Origin of the sequence: Caballeronia sp. LjRoot31, assembly GCF_964253885.1 — a bacterium.
In the GTDB taxonomy this organism is placed as follows: domain Bacteria; phylum Pseudomonadota; class Gammaproteobacteria; order Burkholderiales; family Burkholderiaceae; genus Caballeronia.
This window is the reverse complement of record NZ_CAXURX020000002.1, coordinates 1738780-1765562: the sequence shown is the minus strand read 5'-3', so window position 1 is coordinate 1765562 and position 26783 is coordinate 1738780. Positions and strand designations below refer to the sequence as shown.

At 60.5% G+C, this 26783-nt stretch carries 25 protein-coding genes; 11 read left to right on the top strand and 14 right to left on the bottom strand.

Annotated elements, in window-relative coordinates; genetic code table 11:
- Nucleotides 1-36: 36 nt before the first annotated feature.
- The 6 genes from ACSQ8V_RS26300 to ACSQ8V_RS26275 form a co-directional block, all read right to left on the bottom strand.
- A complete protein-coding gene (locus tag ACSQ8V_RS26300) occupies nt 37-1710 on the bottom strand; it encodes an electron transfer flavoprotein-ubiquinone oxidoreductase (protein ID WP_436207642.1) in 1674 nt (557 codons plus the stop codon).
- Nucleotides 1703-2308, bottom strand: a complete 606-nt coding sequence (locus ACSQ8V_RS26295; RefSeq protein ID WP_436207641.1) for a HutD/Ves family protein — start codon at nt 2306-2308, stop codon at nt 1703-1705. The genes ACSQ8V_RS26300 and ACSQ8V_RS26295 overlap by 8 nt, the downstream gene beginning before the upstream one ends.
- On the bottom strand, nt 2305-3237 hold the full coding sequence (locus ACSQ8V_RS26290) for an electron transfer flavoprotein subunit alpha/FixB family protein (protein WP_436207640.1): 933 nt from the start codon (nt 3235-3237) through the stop codon (nt 2305-2307). The genes ACSQ8V_RS26295 and ACSQ8V_RS26290 overlap by 4 nt, the downstream gene beginning before the upstream one ends.
- 2 nt (nt 3238-3239) lie before the next feature.
- Complete coding sequence (locus tag ACSQ8V_RS26285; protein ID WP_436207639.1) at nt 3240-4019, bottom strand: electron transfer flavoprotein subunit beta/FixA family protein; 780 nt, start codon at nt 4017-4019, stop codon at nt 3240-3242.
- A gap of 31 nt (nt 4020-4050) precedes the next feature.
- Complete coding sequence (locus tag ACSQ8V_RS26280) at nt 4051-5238, bottom strand: NAD(P)/FAD-dependent oxidoreductase (protein ID WP_436207638.1); 1188 nt, start codon at nt 5236-5238, stop codon at nt 4051-4053.
- 392 nt (nt 5239-5630) lie between these two features.
- Nucleotides 5631-6233 (bottom strand): helix-turn-helix domain-containing protein, encoded by a 603-nt coding sequence (locus tag ACSQ8V_RS26275; RefSeq protein ID WP_213765653.1) that lies wholly within the window; start codon nt 6231-6233, stop codon nt 5631-5633.
- Nucleotides 6234-6456: 223 nt separating this feature from the next.
- Between ACSQ8V_RS26275 and glnT the strand changes: the two genes are divergently transcribed.
- Genes glnT through ACSQ8V_RS26255 form a run of 4 tightly spaced genes read left to right on the top strand, consistent with a single transcriptional unit; the run spans nt 6457 to nt 10840 of the window.
- Nucleotides 6457-7857, top strand: a complete 1401-nt coding sequence (gene glnT, locus ACSQ8V_RS26270; RefSeq protein ID WP_436207637.1) for a type III glutamate--ammonia ligase — start codon at nt 6457-6459, stop codon at nt 7855-7857.
- A gap of 11 nt (nt 7858-7868) precedes the next feature.
- Nucleotides 7869-8777, top strand: coding sequence for a class II glutamine amidotransferase (locus tag ACSQ8V_RS26265; protein WP_213765655.1), 909 nt, complete (start codon nt 7869-7871; stop codon nt 8775-8777).
- Nucleotides 8765-9454, top strand: coding sequence for a protein glxC (locus tag ACSQ8V_RS26260; RefSeq protein WP_213765656.1), 690 nt, complete (start codon nt 8765-8767; stop codon nt 9452-9454). The genes ACSQ8V_RS26265 and ACSQ8V_RS26260 overlap by 13 nt, the downstream gene beginning before the upstream one ends.
- Nucleotides 9455-9481: 27 nt before the next feature.
- Nucleotides 9482-10840 carry an FMN-binding glutamate synthase family protein gene (locus tag ACSQ8V_RS26255; RefSeq protein WP_213765657.1) on the top strand — a complete coding sequence of 453 codons (1359 nt, stop codon included), beginning with the start codon at nt 9482-9484 and terminating at the stop codon, nt 10838-10840.
- Nucleotides 10841-10848: 8 nt separating this feature from the next.
- Here ACSQ8V_RS26255 and ACSQ8V_RS26250 read toward each other — a convergent pair whose 3' ends face one another.
- Entirely contained in the window at nt 10849-11754 is a 906-nt protein-coding gene (locus ACSQ8V_RS26250; protein WP_213765658.1) for a LysR family transcriptional regulator, read from the bottom strand.
- 152 nt (nt 11755-11906) lie between these two features.
- Between ACSQ8V_RS26250 and ACSQ8V_RS26245 the strand changes: the two genes are divergently transcribed.
- From ACSQ8V_RS26245 to ACSQ8V_RS26235, 3 genes are read left to right on the top strand one after another with little or no spacing between them, the layout of a single operon-like run.
- Nucleotides 11907-13313 (top strand): M20 family metallopeptidase, encoded by a 1407-nt coding sequence (locus ACSQ8V_RS26245; RefSeq protein WP_436207636.1) that lies wholly within the window; start codon nt 11907-11909, stop codon nt 13311-13313.
- Complete coding sequence (locus ACSQ8V_RS26240) at nt 13310-14593, top strand: MFS transporter (RefSeq protein ID WP_436207635.1); 1284 nt, start codon at nt 13310-13312, stop codon at nt 14591-14593. Before ACSQ8V_RS26245 ends, ACSQ8V_RS26240 begins: the two co-directional genes overlap by 4 nt.
- A gap of 22 nt (nt 14594-14615) precedes the next feature.
- The gene (locus ACSQ8V_RS26235) at nt 14616-15680 is read left to right on the top strand and encodes a serine hydrolase domain-containing protein (protein WP_436207634.1); all 1065 of its coding nucleotides are present in this window, start codon (nt 14616-14618) and stop codon (nt 15678-15680) included.
- A 92-nt stretch (nt 15681-15772) separates the two neighbouring features.
- Here the strand turns inward: ACSQ8V_RS26235 and ACSQ8V_RS26230 are convergent, their stop codons facing one another.
- Nucleotides 15773-17452, bottom strand: a complete 1680-nt coding sequence (locus ACSQ8V_RS26230; protein ID WP_213765661.1) for an ABC-F family ATP-binding cassette domain-containing protein — start codon at nt 17450-17452, stop codon at nt 15773-15775.
- Nucleotides 17453-17716: 264 nt separating this feature from the next.
- The gene (locus ACSQ8V_RS26225; protein WP_436207633.1) at nt 17717-19204 is read right to left on the bottom strand and encodes a SulP family inorganic anion transporter; all 1488 of its coding nucleotides are present in this window, start codon (nt 19202-19204) and stop codon (nt 17717-17719) included.
- A gap of 344 nt (nt 19205-19548) precedes the next feature.
- Here ACSQ8V_RS26225 and ACSQ8V_RS26220 point away from each other — a divergent pair, with 344 nt between their 5' ends.
- A complete protein-coding gene (locus ACSQ8V_RS26220; protein WP_436207632.1) occupies nt 19549-19776 on the top strand; it encodes a hypothetical protein in 228 nt (75 codons plus the stop codon).
- Here the strand turns inward: ACSQ8V_RS26220 and ACSQ8V_RS26215 are convergent, their stop codons facing one another.
- A complete protein-coding gene (locus tag ACSQ8V_RS26215; RefSeq protein ID WP_213765662.1) occupies nt 19777-20064 on the bottom strand; it encodes a DUF1330 domain-containing protein in 288 nt (95 codons plus the stop codon).
- Nucleotides 20065-20155: 91 nt separating this feature from the next.
- Between ACSQ8V_RS26215 and ACSQ8V_RS26210 the strand changes: the two genes are divergently transcribed.
- The 3 genes from ACSQ8V_RS26210 to hutH all read left to right on the top strand — a co-directional run bounded on the left by ACSQ8V_RS26210 (nt 20156) and on the right by hutH (nt 23622).
- The gene (locus ACSQ8V_RS26210; protein ID WP_436207631.1) at nt 20156-20851 is read left to right on the top strand and encodes a helix-turn-helix transcriptional regulator; all 696 of its coding nucleotides are present in this window, start codon (nt 20156-20158) and stop codon (nt 20849-20851) included.
- 218 nt (nt 20852-21069) lie between these two features.
- Complete coding sequence (locus ACSQ8V_RS26205) at nt 21070-21708, top strand: LysE family translocator (RefSeq protein WP_436207630.1); 639 nt, start codon at nt 21070-21072, stop codon at nt 21706-21708.
- Nucleotides 21709-22092: 384 nt separating this feature from the next.
- A complete protein-coding gene (gene hutH / locus ACSQ8V_RS26200; RefSeq protein WP_436207629.1) occupies nt 22093-23622 on the top strand; it encodes a histidine ammonia-lyase in 1530 nt (509 codons plus the stop codon).
- 36 nt (nt 23623-23658) lie between these two features.
- Here hutH and hutC read toward each other — a convergent pair whose 3' ends face one another.
- The 4 genes from hutC to ACSQ8V_RS26180 are packed head-to-tail and all read right to left on the bottom strand — an operon-like array spanning nt 23659 to nt 26737.
- Nucleotides 23659-24420 (bottom strand): histidine utilization repressor, encoded by a 762-nt coding sequence (gene hutC, locus ACSQ8V_RS26195; RefSeq protein WP_436184539.1) that lies wholly within the window; start codon nt 24418-24420, stop codon nt 23659-23661.
- A 55-nt stretch (nt 24421-24475) separates the two neighbouring features.
- Complete coding sequence (locus ACSQ8V_RS26190; RefSeq protein ID WP_436207628.1) at nt 24476-25363, bottom strand: amino acid ABC transporter ATP-binding protein; 888 nt, start codon at nt 25361-25363, stop codon at nt 24476-24478.
- Nucleotides 25364-25413: 50 nt separating this feature from the next.
- The gene (locus tag ACSQ8V_RS26185; protein ID WP_089161660.1) at nt 25414-26082 is read right to left on the bottom strand and encodes an amino acid ABC transporter permease; all 669 of its coding nucleotides are present in this window, start codon (nt 26080-26082) and stop codon (nt 25414-25416) included.
- 4 nt (nt 26083-26086) lie between these two features.
- Nucleotides 26087-26737, bottom strand: coding sequence for an amino acid ABC transporter permease (locus ACSQ8V_RS26180; RefSeq protein WP_436184537.1), 651 nt, complete (start codon nt 26735-26737; stop codon nt 26087-26089).
- Nucleotides 26738-26783 lie beyond the last annotated feature (46 nt).

Here is a 26783-nt window from a genome sequence, read left to right as displayed (position 1 = left end):
GCCTGGCAAGCAGAGCCGCGCAAACCCCTAGGCTCTTCACATATTCGGATAATTCGGCCCACCGCCACCTTCCGGCGGGACCCACACAATATTCTGCGTCGGGTCTTTGATATCGCAAGTCTTGCAGTGCACGCAGTTCTGCGCGTTGATTTGCAAACGCTCGCTGCCGTCATCGTTCTTCACAAACTCGTATACCTGTGCCGGGCAATACCGTCCTTCCGGTCCCGCATAGGTCCTTAAATTCACATCCACCGGCACCGATGCATCCTTGAGCGTCAAATGCGCCGGCTGGTTTTCCTCGTGATTCGTATTCGATATAAACACCGACGCCAGCCGGTCGAATGTCAGCTTCCCATCTGGCTTCGGATACACGATCGGCTTGCATTGCGACGCGGGTTTAAGCGTTTCGTTATCCGCGTGCTGGTGATGCAGCGTCCACGGCACATTGCCGCCCAAGACCTTCTGCTCAAACCCGACCATCAACGTGCCCAGGTACAAGCCCTTGCTCATCCACTGCTTGAAATTACGTGCACGATATAGCTCGGTCTTGAGCCATGAGCGATCAAACGCTTCGGGGTAGGCGCTCAGTTCGTCGGCTTGACGACCGGCTTGCACGGCGTCGAACGCGGCTTCGGCGGCCATTTTGCCGGACTTGATCGCGGCGTGACTGCCCTTGATCCGCGATGCATTCAGGAACCCGGCATCATCGCCAGCCAGCGCTCCGCCCGGGAACACCAGCTTCGGCAAGGACATCAAACCACCGGCCGTGATCGCCCGCGCGCCATACGACACCCGCTTGCCGCCTTCGAGGAACGTGCGGATCGCCGGATGTGTCTTGTAGCGCTGGAACTCTTCGAATGGCGATAGATACGGATTCGAATACCCCAGCCCGACGACAAAGCCCACCATCACCTGGTTATCGTCCATGTGATAGAGGAACGAGCCGCCGTAGGTATCGTTTTCCAGCGGCCAGCCGGCCGTGTGAATCACGAGGCCCGGCTTGTGTTTCGCGGGATCGATCTGCCACAGTTCCTTGATGCCGAGGCCATAGACTTGCGGATCGGCGTCGCGGCCGAGCTTGAATTTGTCGGTGAGTTGACGGCCCAGATTGCCGCGTGCGCCTTCGCAGAACAGCGTGTACTTCGCGTGCAATTCCATGCCGAGCTGGAAGTTGCCGGTCGGCTCGCCGTCCTTGCCCACACCCATGTTGCCGGTCGCCACGCCGCGCACGGCGCCGTCTTCGGTGTAGAGCACTTCGGCCGCAGGAAAGCCCGGGAAGATTTCAACGCCCAGCGCTTCGGCCTGTTGCCCCAGCCAGCGCGTGACGTTCGCCAGGCTCACGACATAGTTGCCGTGGTTCTTGAAGTTGTCGGGAAGCAGCCAGTTCGGCACCTGTTTTGCGCTGTCCTTCGACAAAAACAGGAACCGGTCCTCGGTGACTTCCACATCGAGCGGCGCGCCCTGGGTCTTCCAGTCGGGGAGCAATTCGCTTAAACCCCGCGGGTCCATCACCGCACCCGAGAGAATATGCGCACCGATCTCGGAGCCTTTCTCCAGCACGCAGACGCCGAGTTCCACGCCTTTTTCCTGCGCAAGCTGCTTCAGCCGGATAGCCGCCGATAGCCCCGCAGGACCGCCGCCCACGATCACGACGTCGTACTCCATGGATTCACGGGGACCGTGTTGTTTGATGAGCGCTTGGTTATCCATGGCGTACGTGATCTATCGCAATCGACACAAGCTGTGCACTTGGACCGTACGGTTTCATATCGATGTCTTCGTGCAAGCCATCGAGCCAGATGCCCGTGAGCGGACGCAGCGAGACGTCGCGCAACAACGCGCTTTCTATCGACCATTGTCCGGCTACGCAAAACAGGATCTGCGATGACGCGGACGTGATACGCGCGGAATGCGTCGCTACGCTTACGCGGGAGCCGCAGGTGTCGCGGCGCGTCATGACGTTCAATACGTTGACGGGACGCGCGGGCAATGTGACCCATACATGCAAGTCGCCTGAAAAATGCACCGGCTGTCCTGCACGTGCGTTTAACTGGCCGTCTTGCGAATGAAGATCGACAGTCTCATCGTCGAGCAGGGTCAGGGTACGATCGAAGCCCGCGAACTGCGAGAACTTCGCCGCGCCGCTCAATTCCGCAAGGCTTACGCGCCATGCGCCGTCCATTCCGCGCGCGATGGTGCGGGTCGTGCCCGCACCGTTCGCCCACGCCTCCGGCGCGATCCGCGAGCAATCGAAGAAGCGCACCGACGCTTGTTCTTCGAAACGTTCTTCAGAGAAAACTGCGTTCATGTGACGTCTCCTGTTGCGCGCGCGTGAGCATCGAGTTCGCCCATGACATCGAAAAGATCGCCTACGATGCCGTAGTCCGCGACCGAAAAAATTGGCGCATCAGGGTCCTTGTTCACGGCTACGATAATCTGCGAATCCTTCATCCCGGCCAGATGCTGGATTGCGCCGGAGATGCCGAACGCGAGGTAGAGTTCAGGCGCCACGGTCTTGCCGGTTTGCCCGACCTGCGCGGCGTTGGGCGCATAACCTGCATCCACTGCCGCACGCGACGCACCGAGCGCGGCGCCCATGTTGCGGGCCAACACGCCGAGCGTGTCCATGTTTTCCTTCGACGCCAGCCCTCGTCCGCCCGCCACTACGACGCGGGCGCTCGACAGATCGCGCCCGTCTTGCGCCGAGGCCTGCCGATCTGTCAGTACGGTTGCGGTGAACGGCGTGATGGCATCGAGCGCTACGATTAAAGCTGCGCCGCCGGTCGCGCAAGCAGGCGTGAACGATGATGTCCGGATGGTGGCAAAGAGCGTGGCGCTCGTACTCTCGATTGTCGCGACCACGCTGCCTGCGTAGAGACCGCGCACGAAACGCTGTGCCGTCACAACGCGCGTGATGTCCGCAACAAACGCGTTGCCGGTCAACGCAGCGGCTCGGGGAAGGGCCGCGCGTCCCGCTGTGCGGTGGCTCGCATAAATCATCGAGTAATCCGAAGCAATATGCTGAAGAAGCGCGGCAAGTGTTTCGGGATTGGGTATGTCGTCCGATGCCAGCAACACGCGCCCGACGCCGTTAATGCACGCAGCCGCATTCGCCATGGCAGGCGAAAAGGTGAGCACATCAACCGGTACGCCACGCTCACTCGCCGCGCTGATTACACGCAAGGTCGCATCGGCGATCGCGCCGTCTTCCCATTCCCCTACGACAAGACTTCTCATGGTCATGCTCCCACGTTCTGAAACAGCCGCTCGCTGCCGATGGCGCCAAGCAGCGCGGCGGTATCGGCGACTTTGATGCCGGGCTGGCGGACCGCCGGCTCGGCTATCTCCACGATGCGGATTTGTGTGCCGAGAGCGACGTTGAGCGTTGCGGCATCAAGCGTGCGCAGCGGCTTTTGTTTAGCCTTCACGATGCTCGGCAACGTGACGCGGCGAGGCTCGGCCAAGCGCAGGTCCGCACTGACCACGGCCGGCCCGTCAAGGCGCCAGGTGGTCGTGCCGGCGTCGTCGCCGCAGGTGACCAGCCAGCCGCGTCCTGCCGCTTCGATCGCGGATGCATTGAGTGCCTGTGGCCAGCCGAGCAACCCGGCGAGCATGGCCGCAACGCCGCCGATGTCGTCATCGATCGCCTGCTTGCCGCACAGCACGAGACCGAAGGTGTCGGTATCGGTATCAGCTTCGGCGATCATGAATGCATGCAGCAGGCGCGCTATGGCGAGCGAGTCCAGCGAAGCATCGGCTGTATCGATCAGCACTGCGTTGTCCGCACCCATCGCCAATGCGGTGCGCAGCACATCCTGACAAACAGGCAGGCCGCAGGTGAGCACGGTCACGCTCGACGCCACGCCGTCTTCACGCAGACGCAAGGCCTGCTCGACAGCGCATTCGTCGAACGGGTTAAGCGACATTTTCAGGCCTGCCGTATCGACGCTGCCGGTAGAGCCGATGCGAACGCGCACGTTGGCATCGACGACCCGTTTCACGGGGACGAGAATTTTCATGGTCATCTCAGGGTTATTACCGTCGAAGGGATCAGGACACCGCGCCCGAACCGTATTTGCCGACCAGCAACGCGCCACTCGCGAAACGATCGAGCGCGTACGGTGAGAGGGAGACATCGGTTGTTTGCCCCAGTGCATGCTGCGCGAGAATCTTGCCGATTCCCGGCGACAACTTGAAGCCGTGGCCGGAGAAACCAAACCCGACCGTCAATCCTTCTATGTCCCCGACCGGCCCGAGCACGGGGTTCCAGTCCGGCGTGACGTCGTACACCCCGGTCCACGATGACGCGAGCCCAGCCATTTCGTACGCGGGAAAACGTTCTGCAACCTGGGCACCGACCTCGCCGACATAGTCGAGCGAGATATCGCCTTGCTCGGTCTCAGGGGCGTTCAGCGTTTCACCCACCACGCCTTCGGACACGAGCATCTGGCGGCCACCGTAGCTGCGGAAATACAGCATGCCCGGCGAGCCGAGATCCTTGAAGGCCGGCATGCTGAATGTATAGGGCGCGGCGTCGCACTCCAGGGCCAGCACTGTATGGCGTTCCGGTTTGACGGGCAGCGGCACGCCGATCCACCCGGCGAGCTCGGGTGTCCAGATGTTCTGCGTGCTGATCAGCGCCCCGCAACTGAAGGTGCCGGCCGATGTTTCGATGCCGGTCACCCGACGGCCATCGCGCACGAGTCCGGTCACGGTCGTGTTCTCCATGATCTTCACGCCGCGCCGGCGAGCCGAGCGCGCGAAGCCCGTCGCGACCAGATAAGCATCGGCGAAACCCGCCTCGGGTTCGTAGCCGATCAACGCGGCATCGTCGAATTGAGCGATCGGCAAACGCTCGCGGGCTTCAGCCTTCGAGAGCAGTTGTACCTCTATGCCCATGCCTTGCTGCGCATCGAGCGAAGCCTGCAGCGGCGCGAGCTTGTCGCCTTCGGGCGCGCAGATCATATAACCGCATTTCACGAGGCCGCACGAAGCTTCATCGTCCTCCACGTAAGCCGCGAAGTTGTTGAACGCGTGCCACGACGAACGCGCGAGTTCCACGTTCTGCCGCACGGAATAGTGCGTGCGCAACAGCCCCGACGACTGCGACGTCGTGCCCGCTCCGATCGTGCCGCGATCCACGACCAGCACGCTTTTGGCGCCCAGCGCGGCGAGATGATGGGCAACCGACGCGCCGATAACTCCGGCGCCGATCACGATAAAGTCGTAGTGGCTCATGGCACTTCCTGAAAGAAGATCGATGAACGGATTGTAGGGAGGGGAAATGCTAAGCCGCTTTGTATTAAGCAAACTTATGCAGAGAGCGCGGATTGATGCAGACTTCAGACGAAGCCGCTAACCGTAACGACAGAAAACCGGAGCGTGTTCAGCTTCCTTGCGCACTTTGCATAAGCGTTTGTGATGAACTTTATAAGGGGCGCGCCCGGCAGCGTGCGTCGACGCACCAAGCGAGGCAGACAGCGCACCGCCTTAAGGCGGTAGCGTTTCCCGCACTTCCATCAGTGCCACCTTTCATGGTCGCCGAATGGTTTCCTGTCATGAACTTTTAGTTCTCAAAGGGAAACTTGGCATGATCGTTGCATGGCTATGTCGAGGCGTGTTCCGAGCCTTCATTCGGCGGCCGTCGGCGGGTACAGGATGATCGACAGGAACTGGATGGGCATCTTGATGAGCTTCTCCGGACCATGCGGAACATCGCCCTGGAACGTGAGGGTGTCGCCCGGATGCAGGACATAGGTCTGCTGGCCGTGCCGGTATTCAATCACCCCTTTCAGCATGTGGATGAACTCAGTGCCGGGATGCTCGAAGATCGGAAATCGTTCAGCCTCGTCATCCATCGTGATGAGGAACGGTTCAAAGATTTTCCTCGGACCCTGGTCATAGGCAAGCAAATGGTACGTATGGCCGCGTTTCGTTCCCTTACGGACCACTTCCATGCCGGCCCCTTTTTTGACGAACTGGGCACCACCGTCGGGGACGTCGTAATTGCGAAACAGGGCCGACATTGACACGCCGAGGGCCTGGGCGATCCGGTTGAGAACATCGAGTCCGGTCGACGTCTGGGCATTTTCGATCTTCGACAGCATGCCGCGGCTGATGCCGGCCTGTTCGCAAACCTGGGCAATGGTCAAGCCATGGCGCTGGCGAAGTTCGCGGATGGTCGCGCCAAGGTAATGCTCAAGCGGATTCTTGCGGTCATCCTCGGTTTGCATTGCACGCCTCATGAGAAAACGGCAGGTTAGCAGATCAGTTGGGGTAGGTACGCGTCATATGTTTCATGGTAGGAATTATTGTTGCATATCAATAAATTTCTGCACATACTACGAACTTGCTTGGCAGAGCGCCGGGACGGGTGATTTTCGAGCGGGTCGTAGTCGGGCCATGCAAAAGAGGCATGGCTTTTTCAACCAACGATAGACGATGCAAGGAGTCACGATGAACCTGAACGATGGCGGCAACGCGCCGGTCGCGGAGCTTGGCACCGAGCTTGGCACGACCCCGCGCTTTGAATCCGCGCAGGACGCGCAAAGCTGGCTCGTGCAACAAGGCGTGAAATACGTGCTGGCGCAGTTCGTCGATATTCACGGCGTGGCCAAGGCGAAGTCGGTGCCGGTCGCGCACCTCAATAGCATTCTCACTGCGGGTGCCGGGTTCGCGGGTTTTGCAATCTGGGGCGTTGGCATCGAGCCGAACGGGCCCGATTTCATGGCCGTGGGCGATCTCTCGACCCTCACCACCGTGCCGTGGCAAAGCGGTACGGCGCGCATTGTCTGCGAGGGTCATGTCAAGGGCGAACCCTGGGCCTACGACGCGCGCGTGACATTGAAAAAGCAGATAGCGCGGCTGACGGAGCGCAAATGGACCTTGTTTACAGGGCTTGAACCAGAGTTCTCGTTGCTCAGGCGTTCGGCGACGGGCGTTATCGAGCCGTGCGATGCCAGCGATACGCTCGCCAAACCCTGCTACGACTATAAGGGTTTGTCGCGCACGCGCGCGTTCCTGGAAAAGCTCACCGAGTCCATGCGCGCGGCGGGTATCGATGTCTACCAGATCGATCACGAGGACGCGAACGGCCAGTTCGAAATCAACTATACGTACACGAATTGCCTGACCTCTTGCGATCACTACGTGTTCTTCAAGATGGCAGCCTCCGAGATCGCGAACGAGATGGGGCTGATCTGCTCGTTCATGCCCAAGCCGTTCGCGAACCGGCCGGGCAACGGCATGCACATGCACATGTCCATCGGCGATGGCGTGAGCAATCTTTTCTCAGACAAAAGCGATCCGTCGGGCATGGGCTTGTCGAAGCTTGCGTATCACTTCACGGCGGGTTTGCTCGCCCATGCACCGGCGCTCACCGCGCTATGCAACCCGACCGTGAACTCATACAAGCGGCTGGTCGTCGGCCGTTCGCTGACCGGCGCAACCTGGGCGCCCGCGTATGTCAGCTACGGCGACAACAATCGCTCGACCATGGTGCGCATGCCGGGCGAGCGCATTGAACTGCGCCTGCCCGACGGCGCGTGCAATCCGTATCTGGCGACGGCCGCCGTGATCGCGGCGGGTCTCGACGGGGTCGAGCGTGAGTTGTCGCCCGGTGCCCCGGCCAATGAAAACCTCTACGAGTGGTCGCCGGCCAAGCTGAAGGAACATGGCATCGGCGTGTTGCCGCAGAACCTTGAGCACGCGCTGGACGCACTCGAAAGCGACCGCCTGATCTGCGACGCGCTCGGTCCTGTCGCCGATGAATTCCTCAAGCTCAAGCGGATGGAATGGCTCGAATACATGCGGCATGTATCGGATTGGGAAATGAAGAATTATCTGGAATTTTTCTGAGGAGAAGCACGATGTGCGGAATCGTAGGTTTGCTGGTGAAAACGCCGGCACTGCGCGAGCAGCTTGGGGCCTTGATGGTGCCCATGCTGATTGGCATGACCGAGCGCGGCCCGGACTCGGCAGGCCTGGCGGTGTTCAGCCAGCCGCTGGATGCGGCCAGGCGAAAACTCAGCCTGTATTCGGGGTTCACCCCGGAGGGCGATCGCTTCGACTGGAGCGGGCTGACGGCTGCATTGAACGGCGCGATGAATGTGGACGCGCAGGTGGACGCGCAAGGCAATCACGCGATCCTGACCCTGCAGGGTGATCCGGAAGCCGTGAAGACGTGGCTGCGCTCAGCGTTTCCGTTGGTGTACCTGCTTTCCACGGGACGTTCCATCGATTTGTACAAGGACATCGGCACGCCGGCGCAGGTGGCGGCGCGTTACGACTTCGCGAATCTGAAGGGCTCGCATCTCGTGGGGCATACACGCATGGCTACCGAGTCGGCGGTAACGCCCGATCGAGCGCATCCGTTCACGGCTGGCGAGGATTTCTGCCTGGTGCATAACGGCTCGCTATCGAACCCCTATGGCGTACGCCGCATGCTCGAACCGCAAGGCATTCACTTCGATACCGACAACGACACCGAAGCCGCCTGCCGTTTTCTTGAATGGCGGCTGCGCGAAGGGGATGAATTGCCGGTAGCGCTGCAAAAGGGCTTCGAGGAACTGGACGGTTTCTACACCTTCCTGATGGGGACATCGACGGAACTGGCGTTGATTCGCGATCCGTTTGCCTGCAAGCCAGCGGTCGTGGCCGAGACCGATGACTATGTCGCGATCGCATCAGAATTCCGGTCCCTGGCGCATTTGCCCGATATCAAGCATGCCAAAGTGTTTGAGCCTGCACCCGAGGAGATGTATGTATGGAAAGCGTGATCTTTGACCTGGAAAAAGCGTCGGTCCGCGAGGTCAACCAGTTTCTTCATGGTGCGCCCGAGACGCTCGAAGGGCGGCAGGTGACGGTCGTGTCGCCGAACGGCGCTCACAATCTGGCGGTTGGCGTGGATGCCCCCGTGCAGGTGTTGATCGACGGACACGCGGGTTACTACGCAGGCGGTATGAACAAACACGCGACGATCATCGTGGACGGTAGCGCGGGCACGGGCGTCGCGGAAAACATGATGAGCGGCAAGGTTCACGTGAAGGGTTTTGCGTCGAATGGCGCGGGGGCATCGGCGCATGGCGGCCTGCTTGTGATCGATGGCGATGCCGGCCTGCGCTGTGGAATCTCGCTTAAAGGCGGCGACATTGTGGTCGGCGGGTCGGTCGGCAGCTTCTCGGCGTTCATGGCGCAGGCGGGCCGCATGGTGATTTGCGGCGACGCGGGCGACGCGCTTGGCGACTCCCTCTACGAAGCGGTGCTCTACGTACGCGGTTCGGTGAAGTCGCTCGGCGCGGACGCGCAGTACGAAGAGATGACCGACGCCGATGTCTCAGCCGTTCGCGATCTGCTGAAAGCTGCGGGACTGAATCACGATCCGATGTCGTTCAAACGCATTGCTTCGGCGCGCACCCTCTACCACTGGAACGCCGACGCGAACCAGGAATATTGACATTTCCGTTCTTCTGAGAAGGTCCCCATGGAAGCCAAACCGGTTCATTTTGCCCGGCTGCAGCAAGAAGAGTCAGCAGGTTATGACCGCAGCACGATCGACTATATCCACACGGCGGCACAGCGCGGCCTGTACGAAATCCGTGGCCTTGGCGCCAAGCGCCGGGTGCCGCATTTCGACGACCTGCTGTTTCTCGGCGCATCGCTTTCGCGTTATCCGCTCGAAGGCTATCGCGAGAAATGCGTGACAAGGACCGTACTCGGTACACGCTTCGCGAAGAAGCCCATCGTGCTTGATATCCCGATCACGATTGCAGGAATGAGTTTCGGCGCGCTTTCGGCGAACGTGAAAGAAGCGCTCGGGCAAGCCGCGACTGCGGCAGGGACTTCGACCACGACCGGCGATGGCGGGATGACGCAGGAAGAACGCCGCTCGTCCAAGACGCTGGTTTATCAGTGCCTGCCGTCGCGCTACGGCTGGAATCCCGACGACGTGCGCCGCGCCGATGCAATAGAAGTGGTAATCGGGCAGGGTGCGAAGCCGGGCGGCGGCGGCATGTTGCTTGGGCAGAAGGTCAACCCGCGCGTGGCTGCCATGCGCACGCTCCCGGCGGGTATCGACCAGCGTTCGGCGAGCCGTCATCCCGACTGGACCGGTCCCGACGACCTCTTGATCAAGATCCAGGAGTTGCGCGAGATCACCGATTGGGAAAAGCCGATCTATGTGAAGGTCGGCGCAACGCGCACCTTCAACGACGTGAAGCTTGCCGTCCATGCGGGCGCCGACGTGGTCGTGGTCGATGGCATGCAGGGCGGCACAGCCGCGACCCAGACATGTTTTATCGAGAACGTCGGCATTCCGACGCTGGCGGCTGTCCGTCAGGCGGTGGACGCGCTTGAGGACCTGAACATGAAGGGGCAGGTGCAGTTGATCGTGTCGGGCGGGATTCGCACCGGTGCGGACATTGCGAAGGCCCTGGCGATGGGTGCAGATGCCGTGGCGATCGGGCAAGGCATGTTGATGGCGCTAGGTTGCAACAGCGATACGTATTTCCAGCATGGCGGTCTGCATTCGGCCGCGGCGGACTATGCGGCGCTGGGTACATCGGCGGGTTTTTGCCATCATTGTCATACCGGTAAATGCCCGGTCGGTGTCACGACCCAGGATGCGTTGCTTGAACAGCGCGTGCAGCCGGAAGAAGGCTCGCGCCGGGTACGCAATTACCTGAAGACGCTGAACATGGAACTGACGACGATCGCACGGGCTTGCGGCAAGCAGAATGTCCATCATCTGGAACCTGAGGATCTGGTGGCGCTGACGGTCGAAGCCGCGGCCATGGCGCGGGTGCCGTTAGCCGGTACGTCGTGGATTCCGGGGTTGACCTAAATAAAAAATCAGTCGAGGCACGAAGGATCTTGAATAGCCGTTATCAGCAGTTCAAGAAACGCGGCCACAGCCTTGGGTAGCGTACGCCCGGCCATGGTCTGAACCTGAAGTGTCCGCTGATGCAACTCCGGGTTGCTGATAGGCACAGCCGCCAGATTGTCCGGCTTGAGGCGGCTGCGAACCGTCAGGTACCCGACCAGCGTGACCGCCTTCGTCTGCTGCACGAAGGTCTGCAGTGCGCTGCCATAGTTACTCACGAACACGGGCTCGAAGGTCAGGCCTTCAAGGCTGCAGGCGATATCGAATAATTGTCTGACGGTTACGCCCTCGTCATAGATCGCTAGCGGCCACAGTTTCAGGTCGGCAAGCGAGACGGATTGCCGTTGCGCCAACGGATGGTCTTGTGCGACCAGCGCAAAGATCGGCGCGCGCTGCGCGTAATGCACGTTGACGTCCTTTTCCGGTGCGACGCTGAAACACACGGCAATGTCGGCGGTGCCGTCACGCACTCGCTGCGTGGCTTGTGTCGGCGCGTCCACATCGAGTTGAAAATGCGCCGCCGGCCAGGTCTTCAGGAAGTGCACGAACACCTGCGGCAGGAAATCCCGGGCAACCCCTTCGGAACTCGATACACGGATCGTGGCGCGATGATCCGTCGTCAGGCCGCGAATCTCCTCGGTCACGCGATCCTGCTCCATCAGGCTGCGATGCGCATGCGCAGCCAGGAGGCGTCCCGCTTCACTCAGCACCATGCCTCGCGGCCGCCGCTCGAACAACGGCACGCCCATCTCGTCCTCCAGCTTTGCAATCTGCCGGCTTAGTGCCGATACCGCGACGAACAGCCGCTCGGACGCTCGGCTTAGCGACCCGCTTCGGGCGACCTCAAGGAAATAACGTAGCGCAGTGGTTTGCATGACGCATGCCTCGTGGGAGCTTTGCCTTTTCGGCAACGGAATCTGCCAAATATTGTCATTGTCCATAAATATCGGCGATATCAAGATCGCGTCATCGATTTCCCGGATTAGAAGACCCAACGCCTTTGGCGTGCTTCATCGGAGATAAAGAAGTGACACGCGAGACCGCTATTCAAGCTGCAGCCGATCTGTACGATTCCGGCATTTTTCTCGAAGACTTGCGTCGCCGCGTGGTGATGCGCACCGAAAGCCAGGAGCCGGAAAGCGGCCCGTTGCTAAGTGCGTATCTCGACGAAGAGATCGCGCCAGCGCTGGCCGAACTCGGTTTCACGTCCCGATTGGTCGACAATCCCGCGAAGGGCGCGGGGCCGTTCCTGATTGCTCATCGTCACGAAAGCGATGACTTGCCGACGGTCCTGACCTATGGGCATGGCGACGTCGTACGGGGCTACGACGCGCAGTGGCGCGATGGCATGTCGCCGTGGCAAGTCACTGTCGCCGGCGATCACTGGTACGGACGCGGCACCGCCGACAACAAAGGCCAGCACAGCATCAACCTGGCCGCGCTCAAGGCCGTGCTGGACGCACGGGACGGCCGGCTCGGCTTCAACTTGAAGCTGCTGGTTGAAACCGGTGAAGAGGTGGGCTCGCCCGGCCTGCATGCCGTATGCGAGCTGCTTCGCGACGAATTGAGCGCCGACGTATTGATTGCCTCCGATGGCCCGCGTCTGGGCGCCGCGCACCCGACGATCTTCCTCGGTTCACGCGGCTTGGTGAACTTCAAGCTCGATGTGAACCTGCGCGAAGGCGGCCATCATTCGGGCAACTGGGGCGGCTTGTTGCGCAATCCCGGCGTGGTGCTGGCCAGCGCGATTGCGTCGATGGTCGATGCCAACGGGCGCATCCTCGTTGAAGGTCTCAGACCGCCGGAGGTGCCGCAAGCGGTGCGGCGAGCGCTGGAGGGCATTACCGTCGGCGGCAACCCGGGCGAGCCGGAAGTCGACACAGGTTACGGCGAACCCGGCCTCACGCCGGCTGAACGCGTATTCGGCTGGAACAACATGGAGGTGCTGGCGTTCCGGACCGGCAATCCCGAGAAGCCGGTCAATGCAATCCCGCCGCACGCGTTCGCGTACATGCAGATCCGCTTCGTGGTCGGAACGGACTGGAAAAACCTCGAGCAAATCGTGCGTCGCCATCTGGATGAACGGGGCTTCGAGAGGGTCAGCATCGAGGTTGATCGGGGCTCGCCCGCCACGCGCGTGGACCCCGACAACGCCTGGGTGAAATGGGCCGAACGCTCGCTCAAGCAGACCACCGGGCGGGCACCCGTGCTCCTGCCAAACCTGGGCGGCACGCTGCCCAACGACGCTTTCGCGGAGATCCTCGGCATGCCCACGCTATGGGTGCCGCATTCGTATCCTGGCTGCTCGCAGCATGCACCCGACGAGCATTTGCTTGGTCCGGTCGTGCGTGAGGGGTTGTGCATCATGGCGGGTCTGTTCTGGGATCTGGGTGAACCTGACCACGCCGCCTTTGTGCCGAGGTCTGCCCGATGAGCACCGACGCCACCACCGTTTTGCCTGAAGCACGAAGACACGCCAGCATCTACAAGCTGATTGCCGCGACATCCATAGGCAATGCGCTCGAGTTCTACGATCTCGTGGTCTATGGTTATTTCGCGTCGACGTTATCGAAACTGTTCTTTCCGACCACCGATAAAACGGTGTCGTTGTTGCTGACGCTCGGTACTTTTGCTCTCTCGTATCTTGCGCGGCCGGTGGGTGCATTCGTGCTGGGGTCGTACAGCGACCGCAAGGGCCGCAAGGCGTCGTTGACACTCTCCATCGCCATGATGACGCTCGGGACCGGCATGGTCGCGCTGATGCCCGGCTACGCGGCCATTGGCGTGCTGGCGCCCATCGGCATCTTTGCATCGCGGCTCTTGCAGGGATTCTCGGCGGGCGGTGAGTTCGGCAGTTCCACGGCTTTCCTCACCGAGCATGCGCCCGCGCGCAGCGGTTTCATGGCGAGCTGGCAGTTCGCGAGCCAGGGCGCGAGCGTACTGGTTGCATCGGCGTTCGGCGCGGTGCTGACGAGCACGCTCACGCCGGCGCAACTCGAAGGCTGGGGCTGGCGCATCCCGTTCCTGTTCGGCCTCCTGATTGGCCCGGTGGGTTGGTATATCCGCCGGCATGTCGATGAAACCCCCGAGTTCGAACGCACCGAACGGTCCGCTTCGCCCATTCGCGAAGTGATGGCTACGCAGAAGGAACGAGTGCTGGTGTGCATCGGTTCGCTGGTGCTGACGACTACGGCAAACTATATGCTGCTCTACATGCCGACGTATGCGAGCAGGCAGCTGGGGCTTGCGCCGTCGTATGGATTTATCGCGACGCTGGCGGCGGGTTTTATCGTCATGGTGCTGACGCCGATGGTCGGCCATTGGTCCGACAAAGTGGGCCGCACCCGCATCATGCTTGGCGCCGGATCGGTGTTTTTCGTCACCATCTATCCGGCGTTCATGTTCATGAATGCGCATCCCTCGCTGCTTACCTTACTGGCCGCGGTTGTTTGGGTCGCGGTACTCAAGGCCATCTATTTCGCGCCCATTCCCGCGTTGATGTCGGACCTGTTTCCCGTCCGTACGCGGACTACCGGCATGGCGGTGGGCTATAACGTGGGCACTACGGTGTTCGGCGGTTTCACGCCGCTTGCGGTGGCTTCGCTGATCGCGGTCACGGGCAATAACCTCGCGCCCGGCCTCTATCTGATGCTCGCGGCCATCATCAGTCTCTTCACGCTGCTGTGGGCGCGAACGCGCCTGAAAGTGCATTAAACCGTTGGATGAACTACTGGACATGACCGACATGAAGGATTTGCAGCAAGCCACACAGTTCTCGATAGATCATGAAAGCCTCTGGGACCGCCATGTGGATGGCGCCTGGGGCGTGCATGTGAACGACCCGCCGCCGTGGAACCGGCTGCTGGGTCCCGTGCACGATCGCGGTCCGGTTTCCGGCGCGATTTCCATCGATGGCAAAGTGCTCACAACTTGGGGCGAACCTGATCGCGCCGACCTGACGTTCAGCATCGCCAAGACTTATCTGGCCTTGCTGGCCGGCGTGGCGTTTGATCGCGGCTTGCTGCCGGATGTGAGCGAGCCGGTGCATAGACGCGTACCGGGTATCGGTTTCGATGATGAGCACAATGCCCGCATTACGTGGGCGCATCTGCTTCAGCAGACGAGTGAATGGCGAGGCGAGTATTTTGGACTGACGGATCAGGCGGACCATTTTCGCGCGGTCACGTTCGGACGCGCGCCCGATGGCAAGAAGGGCGATCTTCGACAGGTGCAGGCGCCTGGAACGTACTGGGAATACAACGATGTCCGCATCAACCAGTTCTCACTGGCGCTGCTGCATTTGTTCGGACGGCCGTTGCCCGAGGTGTTCCGCGAGGCGATCATGCAGCCGCTTGGCGCGAGTGAACAATGGCAATGGGCGGGATATGACAATGCCTGGATTGAACTCAACGGGCGGCGCATGCAGTCGGTTCCGGGTGGCACGCACTGGGGCGGTGGACTGTCGATCAGCGCAAATGATCAGCTCAAGGTGGCGCGTCTTTTTGTCGATGACGGGATAGTCGACGGGCGCCGGATCATCTCGAGTGAATGGCTCGCGCGCATGAAAACGCCTTGTGCGCTTGCGCCGTATTACGGTTATCTGGTCTGGCTCAATCACGAACGCCGCGTGTTTCCGAGCGTGCCGGCGTCGAGCTACTTTGCAATTGGCGCGGGTAGTTCGTTCATGTGGATTGAACCGGAGCGAAAGATGGCGGTGGTGGTCCGCTGGCTGAATTCCGCTCACGCCGATGAGTTTTTCGGGCTGGTGTTGAGGGCGGTGGATGGGGTAGTGGGACGGTGAGCGCGAGAGGTGAGTGAGCCACGGGCGAACGTGGCGACGCGGTCCGGCTCGCCGTGCTCACTTAATAACTGGACCTGCCGGGGGGGTATAACTCAGGCGATGGCCTTCTGCTCCCCAACAGCCTGCTCGCGCATGCGACGGGCTTCGTCGCGCAGGAACTGCTGGTAATCGTCCAGATCGCCGTCGAAGGGCTCGACGCCGCCCTTGGTGACGAGCCAGAACTCGTCACATACCGCGCGCAGCAGGGACCGGTCGTGACTGACCAGCAACACTGTGCCTTCGAATTCGTTGAGCGCCATGCCTAGCGCTTCGCGTGTGGCCAGGTCGAGGTGGTTGGTCGGCTCGTCGAGCAGCAGCAGGTTGGGACGCTGCCACACGATCATGCACAACACGAGCCGCGCCTTTTCGCCGCCGCTCATCGTGCCGACCTTCTGATGGACCATGTCACCACTGAAGTTGAAGGTGCCGAGGAAGGTGCGAAGCGATTGTTCGGTGCCACTCTGGCCGGGACCACGCATGTTCGCCGGCGTGTCCTTGGCAAGGCGGATCATGTGTTCCAACGGCGTGTCGAGAGGACGCAGCACGTCAAGTTCCTGCTGGGCGAAGTAGCCGATATTCAGACCCTTGCCTTCGCTGATTTCGCCGGCAATTGGCGCCAGCTCGTGCGCGATCGTCTTCACCAGCGTGGACTTGCCTTGGCCGTTGGCACCGAGAATGCCGATGCGCTGCCCGGCCAGCACGGATCGGTTGATGCCCCGCACGATGACCGTGGGCGGCGTGCCTGTGGGTGCCTCGTCCGGCGCGGGGTAGCCGAAGCTCGCGTCCAGCATCGACAACAGCGGGTTCGGGACGTTGAGCGGTTCCTTGAACTCGAAGGTAAAGTCTGCGTCGGCAAGCACCGGTGCGATTCTCTCCATGCGCTCGAGTGCCTTGACCCGGCTCTGCGCCTGCTTCGCCTTCGAGGCCGTGGCCTTGAATCGGTCGATGAATTTCTGCAGGTGGGCGATCTTGTCCGCCTGCTTGGCCATCGAGGCCTGCTGCAACAGCATCTGCTCGGCGCGCATGTCTTCGAACTTGCTGTAGTTGCCGCCGTAACGCACAAGCTTGGCGTTGTCGACGTGCACCGTCACCTGCGTCACCGCGTCGAGGAATTCGCGATCGTGGCTGATCACGACCATGGTTCCCTGATAGCGCTTGAGCCACGCTTCCAGCCAGACCAGTGCGTCGAGGTCGAGGTGATTGGTCGGTTCGTCGAGCAGCAGCAAGTCGGACGGGCACATGAGCGCGCGCGCCAGTTGCAGTCGCATGCGCCAGCCGCCGGAGAAACTGTTGACCGGCTGGCTAAGCTGCTCAGCACTGAAGCCAAGGCCCTGGATCAGCGCTTCGGCGCGTGCGGGGGCATCGTGTGCACCAGCGTCGTGCAGCTCCATGTAGGCGTGCGCCATGCGCATGCCGTCGTCGCCGGCCTCAGCGGCCGCTACTTCGGCCTGCGCGGCCAGCAGCACCGTGTCACCGTCGACTACGAAATCGGTCGCGCTCTGCTCGGTCTCCGGCATGTCCTGCGCGACCTGGCCCATCTTCCATGCAGCGGGAATCGAGAACTCGCCGCCATCTTCGTGCAGCGTGCCGTTGAGAAGGCCGAAGAAGGACGACTTGCCGGCGCCATTGCGGCCGACAAGGCCAATCTTTTCGCCGGGGGTGAAGGTGACGGATGCGCTGTCGAGTACGACATTGACGCCGCGGCGCAGCGTGACATTACGGACGGAAATCATAAGGAGCTACTTCGAAGAGGATACGCATGATAGCCGACCCGACGTACAGGGCTGTCTCTTTTCTGGCCGCACGAGTGAAGAGCCGCTTGCGCTTTGCGGCGCACACCGGCCACAAAGCGAGGCGGGTACTGGCGCACCGGGCATTCCGGCTGCGGGGCCAGCGAACAGACGGTGCGTGACGGCTGCTGGCCGAACCCGGTCTGCCCCTGATTGAGCGGAGTCGGTCGCCGTTTATCGGCCGCACAGTTTGCGATTCGATCGGCGTCAGACGTTGATAAGGGAAACACCCGCACGTTTGAGAATATGTTGATTGCGCGTCGACAGGTTCGCGAATCGCAAACGCCTTCCTGCCTTTTGATAGCGGTCCTTCAGCGTTTCGAAAGCAACTATTGCAGAGTGATCAGCCACGTGCAAATGCTGGCAATCAACTATCACTTCTTCCGCATCGGTTTGGGGATGGAAAAGGTCCTGGAAATTTGCGGTAGACGCGAAGAACAATGTGCCGTGCAAGACATATGTCCGCGCACCATCATTGCTGTTTTTCAGCTCGGCGCGTATTTCGCGTGCATGCTGCCAGGCGAAGTTCAACGCGGCTATGACGATCCCGCACAATACGGCAATTGCCAGATCGGTGAAAACGGTAATGACCGTCACGGCGATGATCACGAGCGCATCGTTGCGGGGAACCTTACCCAGCACCCGAAGCGATCCCCATGCAAAGGTCTGTTGTGCGACAACGAACATCACCCCGACCAGTGCGGCCAAGGGGATCCGTTCGATGAGCGGAGATAAGAAGAGAATGAACAGAAGGATCATGATGCCGCTCGTCGCTCCTGACAGGCGGCTGCGTCCTCCCGAACTCAGGTTAATCATGGTTTGACCGATCATCGCGCAACCGCCCATGCCGCCGAACAGGCCCGAAACGACATTTGAAACGCCGAGTGCGAGGCACTCGCGATTTGGCCGTCCACTGGTCTCGGTGATCTCATCGGTGAGATTGAAAGTGAGCAGCGTTTCCAGCAAACCCACTATCGCCATGAGCAGCGCGTAGGGAAAGACAATCCGGAAAGTCTCGAAGTCGACCGGTATTTGCGGCAGATGAAAGCTCGGGACGGCGCCTGCGATATGGGCCATGTCGCCTAATGTCCGCGTGGGCAAATGCATGATCTGACTGAGCAACCCGACGCTTACGATGGCGACAAGGGCCGGCGGTACGGCCCTGGTGATTCGGGGTAGGAGATAGACGATCAACATCGTCAGTGCAACCAACGCACACATGACCACCAACGATGTCCCTTGCAGCCATACCTGACCTTGAGGAGTCGCGCGCTTGAAATGCTCCAGTTGCGCCATGGCGATGATAATGGCCAGGCCGTTCACAAATCCGATCATCACCGGATGCGGCACCATTCGAATCAGCTTGCCCAGACGCAATAGCCCGAAAAGCATCATCAGCGCGCCGCTCAGGACGACGGTGGCTAGGAGGTATTGGACGCCGTGCTCTACGACAAGCGCGACGATAACGACGGCCATCGAGCCAGCGGCGCCCGAGATCATTCCAGGGCGGCCACCAAAGATGGCGGTCAGTGTACAAATGATGAAAGCGCCGTAAAGCCCCATAAGAGGATTCACTTGCGCGACCAACGCAAAGGCAATGCATTCGGGGACGAGGGCAAACGACGAGGTGAGGCCCGCAAGCACGTTACCCGGGAGGTTCGATGTCCACTGCTCTCGGAGTGATTGAATCTTCATCAATTGTGTTCGCAGTCAGATAAAAAATACACTGCGCCTGTGAACGGCGCGAAGTGCTGAATGAGGCGCTGGAAGCCCTCGGGCTCAAAGTGCGAATGACAGCGCCACGCTTCAAAGGCGTAGCGTCGATAAAAGTCGAAAGATAAAGCGTGTTGTTCGAATATCGAACAAGCGAGCGCACCTGTGCCCGGGAACCCCCAAGTGGAAAGCCGTTATGAACGGTCAGGAGGTTCTCGGAAAGCTACATGGGTACGTTTTATGAAATGAAGTCGATGTAGACCCGTATGGGCGAATTCTCGCGCGGACCATCCAATAAGTTTACCGTAGTCCACGCGATCGCGTGAATGTCATCGAAAATGTGGATGGACTCCGAGTCTGCATGTCCGTTAGCGACAGCGACGTCGCCCGAAGGCATCGCGTTTGCGAAGTCGAATCCGACGTTACGCGATGCCGTGCCTGGCGCGTTGAATAAATTGATCGCGAACGGGACCTATGCGGCAATAGTCGCCAAATGGAATCTGCAATCGAGCGCGGTCAAGCAGGTGACGTTGAACGCAGCCCCGGCACGGTGATCACATGCCTTCGACCAGGATGCATCGATAATCCGAACCCACGAACCGGTGCATCGACGCATCCTGGTACACCGGGTCCTGGTACCACGCGCGGGCGGCATCGAATGAGGGGAATTCGAGGATCAAAACGCCTTCCGCGTCTGGACCTTCGAGCACTTCATGACGGCCGTTGTAAGCGCGAAATGTCACGGGATGATTCGCGAAGACGGCTTGCGCTTTTTCTTTGTAACGCACCAACTGATCGGCGTCGCGTGTTTTCTCGCGGATGAAAATGACGTAGGCGGGCATAGGGTCCCAGGGGAAATCGTTGGCGGCGCGGGATTGGCCGGGTGAAGTTCATGGTACGTTTAGCTCCTGTCAGATACTGTCAGGAGACAGGGTGTCCCGAACCGCACGTTTATTGACCTTGCTGGAGAGGCTTCGCGCGAAGCGTGTGCCGGTGACTGCGTCCGAACTCGCGTCAGACCTGGCTGTGTCCGAGCGCACGCTGTATCGCGACATCGCGACGCTGGTTGAACAGGGTGCGCCGATACATGGCGAAGCCGGCATAGGGTACGTGCTTAGGCCGGGGTTGTTCCTGCCGCCGCTGATGTTGAGCGAAGACGAGATCGACGCCGTGGTGCTGGGCCTGCGGTATGTGGACCAGCGCGGCGATGATGTTTTGCGTAAGGCCGCCGCTCAGGCGCTGGCCAAGATTGATGCCGTATTGAACGCGTCGGGCAAGGATGCAATGCGCGCCCCGACTGTTTTGTCCGGTCCTCCGGTGCCGGACTTCCCCGTCAATGCCGTGCCGCTCACTGGCCTGCGCGCGGCCATTCGTGGCCAGTGCAAACTGCGGATCGCTTATCTGGATGGGCAGGGCGAGCCGTCGGATCGTATCGTCTGGCCCGTCGCGCTGGGCTTCCTCGACAACGTCCGAATTCTCGGCGCATGGTGCGAAAAGCGCCAGGATTTCCGTAGTTTTCGCACGGACAGGATCACGTCAGCCGATGAAACCGGCGAGCAGTATCCAGGGGCAAGGGCGGTGCTGTTGAGCCGGTACCGGACGCATCTGGCGACGTCGACGCCTTGGTAGTCACACTGTAATTCGCTTAAGCGTGGTCATTGTGCAGACCTTCGACTACCTATCCCTCGCGATGATCGCCCGCACCGCTCAATCTGCGCTTTGCGCAACGCGTATGCAAGTTATGACCGGTGTTTAACAATCCTCTTAATTTGCAAATGCGGAGCCGGTTCACGCGTGTTATTTTTCTGGAAAACGCATTCCATAACCCTACCTCCAGGAGAATGCCGATGACCGCCTTAGCCGCCGTTGCCGCCATACTTGCCGCTCTATTAATGGGCGCAATGAGCCCGGGTCCAAGCTTCGTGCTGGTCGCGCGCAACGCGATCGGCTTATCTCGCACGGACGGACTGGCGACCGCACTCGGCATGGGCGTGGGCGGCGTTTTCTTCAGCGGCATTGCACTCGCCGGGCTTTATACGCTCCTGTCGGCGGTTGAATGGCTGTATGTCGGCTTGAAGGTTGCCGGGGGACTCTACCTGATCTATATCGCCTCGAAGATCTGGCGTGGAGCATCCAGTCCGTTGGTCGTGGACGATGGACGTGGCGTGCAGAACCATGATCCGCGTAAATCATTCTGGATCGGTCTCACTACGCAACTCAGCAACCCGAAGACCGCGATCTGGTACGGCAGTATCTTCGCAGCCTTGTTGCCGCAACATCCGCCGCTCTGGTGTTATCTCATTCTGCCTCCCATGATCTTTGCTATAGAAGCAGGGTGGTACACCGTCGTGGCCTTGTGTTTCTCCAGCCGCCGTCCGCGCGAGCTTTACCTGCGCGCCAAGAAATGGATCGATCGTTTTGCTGCGGGCGCAATTACCGCGCTAGGCCTCCGATTGATTTTCACCGCGCATAAAGCGGGCATCTGACGGCTATGCAGCAACAGCCGCTGGCGGGCTCTCGTTAAGCGGGCCGAGTCTGGATGATCAGCCGCTGGAGACGAATAGCGATATCAGCGAGACCTGAGCTAAGTTGGCTCGGCGGTATAGACAGATCGACGGCTGTGGTTTATTACCGGTCCGTTGCTGCCAAGCGCTACCAAAAAATCAGGGGTAACACTAATATAATTGACCTGTAAGCTGGATTCTCCGCAGGATTTCACCCTTATCCAGCAATACCGCCGCCTGCTGCAAAAAACATCTTCTCTCATCCGGACCCTAAAAAAACGCTTGTATATACCGATTTTGTTGTCCTAGACTCGAGGCTATTCTCTTGTATAGACAAGACGAAAGCCAAAGCCAAAAGGACGACCGATGATCAAGCTCACCCCCGGCAAACTGACACTGCCCCAACTTCGCCGCATCGCGCGGGAACGCGTCCAGTTGACACTGGATCCGGCAAGTCACGCTGCCATCGACGCATGCGCGAAAGCGGTGGAAGACATCGCTGCGAAGGGTCTGCCGGCCTACGGGATCAACACGGGTTTCGGGCGGTTGGCGAACACCCACATTCCCGCCGATCAGCTTGAACTGCTGCAACGCAATCTCGTGTTGTCGCATGCCGTAGGTGTGGGTGAACCAATGGCGCCGCCTGTCGTTCGCCTGCTGATGGCGCTCAAACTGTCGAGCCTTGGGCGCGGTCACTCGGGGATCAGGCGTGTTGTGATGGACGCCATGATCACGTTATTCAATGCGGATATCCTGCCGGTTATTCCCGTAAAAGGTTCTGTCGGCGCATCGGGTGACCTCGCACCGCTCGCGCATATGTCTGGCGTGTTGCTGGGTATTGGCGAGGTGTTTATCGAGGGCAGGCAGGCTCCTGCACTCGATGGACTGAAAGCCGCCGGTCTTGAACCGCTCACTCTGCAGGCTAAGGAAGGGCTCGCGTTGCTTAACGGCACGCAGGCTTCCACGGCGCTCGCGTTGTACAACATGTTCGCAATCGAAGACTTGTACCGCACGGGGCTGGTGTCGGGCGCGTTAGCGGTCGATGCCGCCGAAGGTTCGGTGAAACCCTTCGATGCACGCATTCATTCACTGCGCGGTCACGCCGGACAGATCGATGCGGCGGCGGCGTATCGTGTGTTGCTCGAAGGCTCCGGTATCAACATTTCACATGCGGATTGCGACAAGGTGCAAGACCCGTACAGCCTGCGTTGCCAGCCGCAAGTCATGGGCGCGTGCCTCGACCAGTTGCGCCATGCAGCCGATGTATTGTTGATCGAAGCGAATGCTGTATCGGACAATCCGCTGATCTTCCCGGACACTGGTGAAGTGCTGTCGGGCGGCAATTTCCACGCGGAACCCGTTGCGTTCGCCGCCGATAACCTCGCCATTGCCGCTGCAGAAATTGGTGCGTTGGCGGAGCGCCGGATCGCGTTGCTGATCGATGCGACGCTCTCCGGTTTGCCGCCGTTTCTCGTGCGCGATGGCGGCGTGAATTCGGGTTTTATGATCGCGCATGTGACGGCGGCGGCGCTGGCGTCGGAGAACAAGACCTACGCGCATCCGGCATCGGTTGACTCATTGCCGACATCGGCAAATCAGGAAGATCACGTCTCCATGGCGACGTTTGCCGCCCGCAAGCTTGGATATATTGCGGAGAACGTGGCGCATATCCTCGCCATCGAGTTGCTCGCGGCGGCGCAAGGCGTGGATCTGCGCGCGCCGCATCAAACCAGCCCGCGCCTGCAGCCGGTCATGAAATCGATTCGTTCGGAGGTCGAACATTATGCGCTCGATCACTACTTTGCACCGGACATAGTGGCCGTGGCGAAGCAGGTAACGAGCGGAACGATTGCCGCATTCTGCCCGCTGCATTTTGCATCGGAAGGGGTGGCTTGAACTTAAAAGCTTAAGCGCGTGCGACGGCAGCGGCGATCAACTCTGCCGCTGCATGTTGTCGGCGCTGAACCTGCATCCCAGCCGATACCGCGTGCCCGGATGAACGAAGCGCGCGAACGTCACCGCTACGTTGTTCGCCCAGGTCCGCCGCACGAGTGTGAGGCACGGCTGGTCCGGACCGATCTCAAGCAGTTTCGCATCTGCGCGTGAGGGCAGCACTGCGTCAACCACGTGCTCGACCTCGTGCGCCGGCACGGTATTGAACAGATACTCCGACGGCCGTACCGTTGCGAAATCCTGTTCGAGAAAAAGCGGCGCGACGTCGGGGTTCACGTACCGATCTTCAAGTTGAACCGGCACGCCGTTCTCGCGATGCACGCACACCACATGAAATACCGACGCGCCCGGCGCGAGTCCGAGTGCCGCCGATACATCACTGGCGGCCGCCTCGCGTGCGGCGTGCACGATCGTATAACCGTACTCGTGTCCGCGAGCGCGAATTTCATCGCCTATGTGCGCGATCATCAGCAGCGTCGACTGCGGCTTTTCTTCCGCTATAAACGTCCCCACGCCTGAGAAGCGCGTCAGCACGCCTTGCTCCGTGAGTTCGCGCAACGCGCGGTTGATCGTCATGCGCGACACGCCCAGCTCGCCGACCAGCGTCATCTCCGACGGAATCCGGTCGCCGGGCCGCCATTCGCCGGAGAGGATGCGCGTGCGGATATGTTCCTTCACACGCTCGTAGCGCGCGAGCGGTGCGGTGGCGGATGCCGGATTTGAAAGGCTGGTTGTATTCATGTCTCGCTCAGGTATGGCTCAGTTTTATATGGCTCAGTTTTCGCTCAGTTTTCGCTCAGGTTTCGTTATATCCCGCTGGTTCGGTACTCACGTGAACCGCACTCGCCGATGGTTCCTCACGTCGCGCCCAGAACGCGTTCCGGTCGAGATAGTTCTGCAGAAACTGCTTAAGCCTGGGCTGTTGCGCGTTGTGAAACACGTCCTCGGGCGATCCTTGCGCCTCGATTTTGCCATGATCGATGAAGACGACGGTATCGGCGACCTGCGCGGCGAAGCCCATTTCATGGGTGACGATCACCATCGTCATACCGTCGTTCGCGAGGTTCTTCATCACTTGCAGCACTTCGCCGACCAGCTCGGGATCGAGTGCGGAGGTGGGTTCGTCGAAAAGCATGATGTGCGGTTCCATTGCCAGCGCGCGGGCAATCGCCACACGTTGCTGCTGCCCGCCGGAGAGCCGTGCCGGATGATTGTCCGCGCGGTCGGCGAGACCGACCTTGTCGAGCATGGCCAGCGCCCGCTTGCGAGCCTCGGCCTTGGGCAGCTTGCGTACGCGCACCAGCGCCTCGGCCACGTTTTCAACGGCCGTCATATGAGGCCATAGGTTGAACTGCTGGAACACCATGCCCACGTTGCGCCGCACGCGGTTGATCTCGGCTTGCGGCGCCCGCACGCGCTGGCCGTTTCGATCGGTGACATAACCGATCAATTCGCCTTCGATATAGATCTCGCCTTCGCTGTATTCCTCGAGGAACGCAAGCGAACGCAGCAGGGTGCTTTTCCCCGAACCCGACGGTCCGATGATGCAGGTCACCTCCGACTTGCGCACGGCGAGCGAGACGTCGTCGAGCACTTTCAGTGCACCGAAATGCTTGCCGACATGCCGTGCATCGACAAGATATTCGGCGGGCGGTAGCGTGTTGCCAGAATTCGGTTTCTTCATGACGGTTTCTTCATGATTCAGCGCTCAGTTTGATGGGGGCCAACGCGCGTTCACCGCGTAAGGAAGCGGCCTACGCGGATCTCGACCCACTGTCCGGCTCGCGACGCCACTTCCACGAGCACGAGATAACACACGCACAGTGCGAGCAAGGTTTCGACGAACGCAAACCGTTCCGAGCCGATACCGGTCAGCACGAATGTCAGCTCCGGCACGGTGACGACCGACAGCACCGCGGTTTCCTTGCTCAGCACAATGATCAGGTTGGTCAGCGCCGGCACGATGATGACCAGCATCTGCGGCAACTGTACGCGCATGATGACTTGCAGCCGCGTAAAACCCAGGCATTCGGCGGCTTCTATGTGACCGCGCGGCACCGACGTAAAACCGGAGCGGAATGCTTCCGCGAAATACGCACTGCCATAAAGTCCGAGTCCGACAATACCGGCTGTCAGCGGTTCAAGCGAAAGCCCAAGCGAAGGCCCGCCGTAATACAGCACGAAAAGCTGCACGAGAAACGGCGTTCCCCGGAACACCTCTATGTAAGCACGCAAGAATCCGCGCACCCATTTGCCGCAGAAGATCTGCAGCAAGGCGATGGCGAAACCGATCGCCATGCCGATCAGCACGCCGCCAATCCACACGGCGATGGTTGTCGCGAACCCTTCGGCGAGGGCGGGAAGGGAGTCGGTCAGGACCGTGGGATCGAATTGAATGGCCATGTGCTTATGCCCGTTCCATGCGGCGTTCTGCGCGATGTCCGGCCAGCGACAACGTCCCGTTGATGACCAGGTACACCAGCCCGGCGGCAACATAGGCCTCCAGCGGCCGGTACGTGCTGGCGGCAATATTCTGCGCGGTGCGCGTGATATCGGCGACACCTACGACTGAAATCAGCGACGACGATTTCACCAGCATGACCATCTCATTGACGAGCGAGGGCATTGTCGTGCGCAGCGCCTGAGGCACCTGGATACGCAGCACGGCATGCAGCCGCGATAAACCGAGCAACTGCGCCGCTTCGAGTTGCCCATGCGGAATGCCGATGAATCCCCCCCGCAGGATCTCGGCGAGATAAGCGGCTTCGCATAGCGACACGGCGGCAGCGGCGGCCACGAGCGGCGGCACGTTGATGCCGATGAAGGGCAGGAAATAGTAGGTCAGCAGAAGCTGCACGAGCAGCGGCACGCCGCGGAAAAAGCCGACGTACGCGCCGCCGAGTTTCGAGACGAAGCGGTTCTTCGAGAGCCGGGCGCTGCACACGGCGATAGCGACAATGAAGCCGACCACGAGCCCGACGAGCGAAATCAGGACCGTGGCTTGTGCGGCCTTGATCAGATAGGGAAGGGCATCGAGCAACGCGTGAAGGCTGAACATGGGCTGTCCGGCAAGGAGCAAGGCGCTAAAGCGCCTTGCAGGGCAT